Origin of the sequence: Nocardia farcinica, from assembly GCF_029867845.1 — a bacterium.
Lineage (GTDB): Bacteria > Actinomycetota > Actinomycetes > Mycobacteriales > Mycobacteriaceae > Nocardia > Nocardia farcinica_A.
The window spans coordinates 1-3909 of record NZ_JARWRU010001032.1 but is presented as its reverse complement, the minus strand read 5'-3'; the positions used below and the strand labels follow the sequence as shown (position 1 = coordinate 3909).

General features: G+C 72.3%; 2 protein-coding genes. Both read right to left on the bottom strand.

Annotation, left to right across the window (positions count from 1 at the left end):
- Nucleotides 1–3261: beta-ketoacyl synthase N-terminal-like domain-containing protein (locus QH283_RS22860; RefSeq protein WP_280505002.1), on the bottom strand; the 3261-nt coding region annotated here is incomplete at its 3' end.
- Between the two features lie 132 nt (nt 3262–3393).
- Nucleotides 3394–3909, bottom strand: a 516-nt coding sequence (locus QH283_RS22855) for an ATP-binding cassette domain-containing protein (RefSeq protein ID WP_280505001.1), incomplete at its 5' end; no start/stop codon positions are given.

Here is a 3909-nt window from a genome sequence, read left to right as displayed (position 1 = left end):
CCGGGGGGGGGGGAGGCGCGGGGGCCTTACCGCAAGCACATTTTTGTTGTTGCCCGCCACCCCCGCCGCGGCGTGGGTGGGGCCGTGATTGGACTTGCGCGCGCCGACGCCGCGCGGGCGGCGCGCCTCGCGGCCGGGTCCGTAGACGCGGGCCAGCGCACGGGCCTCGATCGGGTCGCCCAGCGCGGTGCCGGTTCCGTGCGCCTCCACGTAGTCGATGTCGTGCGGCGACAGGCCGGTGGCGCGCAGCGCGGCGCGCAGCACCTGTTCCTGGGCGGCGCCGTTCGGGGCGCTGAGCCCCTGGCTGCGTCCGTCCTGGTTCACCGCCGAACCCCGGATGACGGCCAGCACCCGGTCCCCGTCGCGGCGGGCGTCGGCGAGCCGCTTGAGCAGGATCATGCCCGCGCCTTCGGCCCACACCGTGCCGTCGGCCTCGGCGGAGAACGGCGCGCACTTCCCGCGCGGGGACAGCACACCGAGCCGGGACAGTTCGATGTGCGGCGTGGGCGACATGAGCAGGGTGACGCCGCCCGCGAGAGCGGCATCGCACTCCCCCGCCCGCAGCGCCTGCACCGCCTGGTGCACGGCCACGATCGAGGACGAGCACGCGGTGTCCACACTGACCGCTGGACCGTGCAGGCCGAGGGTGTAGGAGATGCGACCGGAGGCGACGCTCGGCGACAGGCCGGTGCCCACCTGGCCGTTCAACTGTTCCGGGGCCGGGTCGGCGAGATAGCCGGTGCTGTACAGGCCGAGATAGACCCCGGTCTGGCTGCCGTGCAGGGTGCGCGGGTCGCGGCCGGAGCGTTCGATCGCCTCCCAGGCCAGTTGCAGCATGATGCGCTGCTGCGGGTCCATGACGGTGGCCTCGCGGGGACCGATGCCGAAGAAGGCGGCGTCGAAGCGGTCGAGCCCGTCGATGTAGCCGCCGCGGAAGGTGTAGGCGCGGCCGGGCGCCGAGGTGTCGGGATCGTAGAGGCCGTCGACGTTCCAGCGGCCGGGCGGCAGGTCGGTGATGCCGTCGGTCTCCGCGTCCAGCATCCGCCACAGCGCCTCCGGCGAATCCACCCCGCCGGGGAATCGGCACGCCATCGACAGGATGGCGATGGCGTCGTCGTCGGGTTCGGCGGCGGGCGCGGTGGTCTGCGCCGCCACATCCGGTTGCGCCCGCGCCGAATCGACCTCGGTGGTCGCGGGTCCGGCGGGGGCGAGGACGGCGGCCACGCCCGCGATGGTGGGGTGATCGAAGAACAGGTTCGTGTCGAGGAAGGTGCCGGCGAAATCGGACAGATCGATGACCAGCTCCACCAGATCCGCCGAGCCCAAACCGAATTCGACCAACGGGCGGTGCGGGTCGATGCGGTCGGGGTCCAGCTCGGCCTGACGGGCGATGGCGGTCACCAGCCACGAGCGGATCTCCTCCGCGGTCGGCTGGGCGCGCGGCCCCGCGCCCCCGGCCGCGGGCAGGCCGGTGGTCCCGGAATCCGACCGCGCCATTGGGGTTTCGGCGGGCGTCTCGTGGTCGAGCACGTCGTAGTCGTCGAGTTCGTCCTCGGGCGACCGGACCGGAGCGGCGCTCAACGTGAGCAGCTCCCCGGACAGATAAGCCGCCCGGCAGGCCGAACGCTGCACCTTGCCGCTGCTGGTCTTGAACATGGTCCCCGGCCGGATCAGCACCACCGCCGCGAGCGCGAGCCCGTGCTCGGTGGTGACCACCCCGCGCACCGCGCCGTCGATCTCGTCGAGCACGGCCGGGTCGTCGCCGCGCACCTCGGCGACCACGACCGGCTGTTCCCCGTCCACCCCGATGTCGACCGAGAACGCCGCCACACAGCCGGGGCGGACGGCCGCGTGCGCGGTCTCGACGGTGGCCTCGATGTCCTGGGGGTAGTGGTTGCGGCCGTCGACGATGAGCAGGTCCTTGCTCCGCCCGGTGACGAAAAGCTGTCCGCCGGAGACGAATCCGAGGTCCCCGGTGCGCAGGTAGCGCCGGTCGTCGCCGGGAAGGCACGCGCCGAACACCTCGGCGGCGGCTTGCTCGTCGCGGAAGTATCCGGCCGCCACGCTGCCACCGGCGACCCAGATCTCGCCCTCGGCCCCGTCCTCGGCGCGAACCCCCGCCTCGGTGTCGACGATCGCGACGTGCGCGTCGCCGACCGGGCGGCCGACCCCGGCGACCTCGACCTCCCTGGCGCCGGGCAAGTCGCTGGGCACCGTGGTGAACACGGGCTCGGCGGACACCTCGGGCGCGGTCACGATGAGCGTCGCCTCGGCCAGCCCGTAGACCGGATGGTGCGCCCCTGGCCGGAATCCGGCCGGTGCGAAGGTCTCGGCGAAACGGCGCACCGTGCTGGGCCGGACCGGTTCGGAGCCGTTGAACGCCACCCGCCACCGACTCAGGTCGAGCCCGTCGAGCTGGTCGGGCGTCACGCGGCGCACGCACAGCTCGTAGGCGAAGTTCGGGCCGCCGCTGGTGTGCGCCCGGAACTCCGAGACGGCGCGCAACCAGCGGTGCGGACGTTGCAGGAAGTGCAGTGGCGACATGAGCACCGAATGCGCGCCCAGATACACCGTGTGCAGCAGTGGCGCGATCAGTCCCATGTCGTGGTACATCGGCAGCCAGCTGGCGAACAGCGCGCCGTCCCAGGATTCGGCGATCTCGCGGTCGTGGCCGAGACCGGCCGCCAACGCCTGCTGGTTGTGCAGCAGGTTCGCGTGGGTGAGGACCACGCCGCGCGGTGCGCTGGTGGAACCGGAGGTGTACTGGAGGAAGGCCACCGAGTCCGCGTCGATGTCGGGCTCACGCCAGCGCGCGGCCTCGTCCGTGGCGATGTCGTCGGTGGCGAGCCATTCGATCCCGGCCAATTCCGGGACCTCCGCGCACAGGGCGAGGACGTCGTCGGCCACCCGGCGCGGAGCCAGCACCACGTCGGCATCGGCGTGCGCGACCATCCGCCGCAGCCTGCGCAGCGAGCGCGTCTCCCACTCCGGCAGCGGCGCGGGCACCGCCACCACACCGGCGGCGAGGCAGCCGAAGAACGCCTCGGCGAACTCCGGTCCGGCCGGGTACAGCATCAACGCCCGGCTCGCCCGCGTCTGCTGCAACGCGGCCCCGATCGCGCGGGCACGCACGGCCAGATCACCGTAGGTCAGCACCGTGCTCGGACCGTCGGCATCACCTTCGTCGAGAAACCGGTAGACCGGGGCATCGGGCCGAGAGTCCGCGTGTCCGAACAGTTTTCCGGTGAAGGTGTGAAGCAAGAGCTGTTCCTGACGTCCGATCGGTGGTGCACCCGCCGGTTTCCCCGGCCACCGGACGGCGACGGGGAAAGTGGCGCAGCAGTGTCTCCTGCCACACTAGTGCTACCGCCGGTATCGGCAAGAAAATTTCTTTCACACCAACGATTCCCGCCACGCCGTGTGCAGCCCGGCGAACCTGCCACTTCCCGCGGCGAGTGCCTCCGGCGCTCCGTCTTCGACGATGCGGCCGCCCGCCATGACGAGAACCCGGTCGGCGATGGCCACCGTGGACAGCCGGTGCGCGATGATGATGGCGGTCCGGCCGCGCAGCAGGGTCTCCAGCGCCTGCTGGACCAGCCGTTCGCCGGGGATGTCCAGGCTGGAGGTCGCCTCGTCGAGCACGATCACCGCCGGATCGGCCAGGAAGACGCGCGCGAAGGCCACCAGCTGGCGCTGCCCGGCCGACAGCCGCCCGCCGCGCCTGCGCACATCGGTGTCGTAGCCCTGTGGCAGCGCGGCCACGAAGGTGTCGAGCCCGACTGCGCGGGCGGCGGCGCGCACCTCGGCGTCGGTGGCCTCCGGTCTGCCGATGCGGATGTTGTCGGCCACCGAACCGGCGAACAGATAGGCCTCCTGAGTGACCATGACGACCGCGCGGCGCAGGTCGGC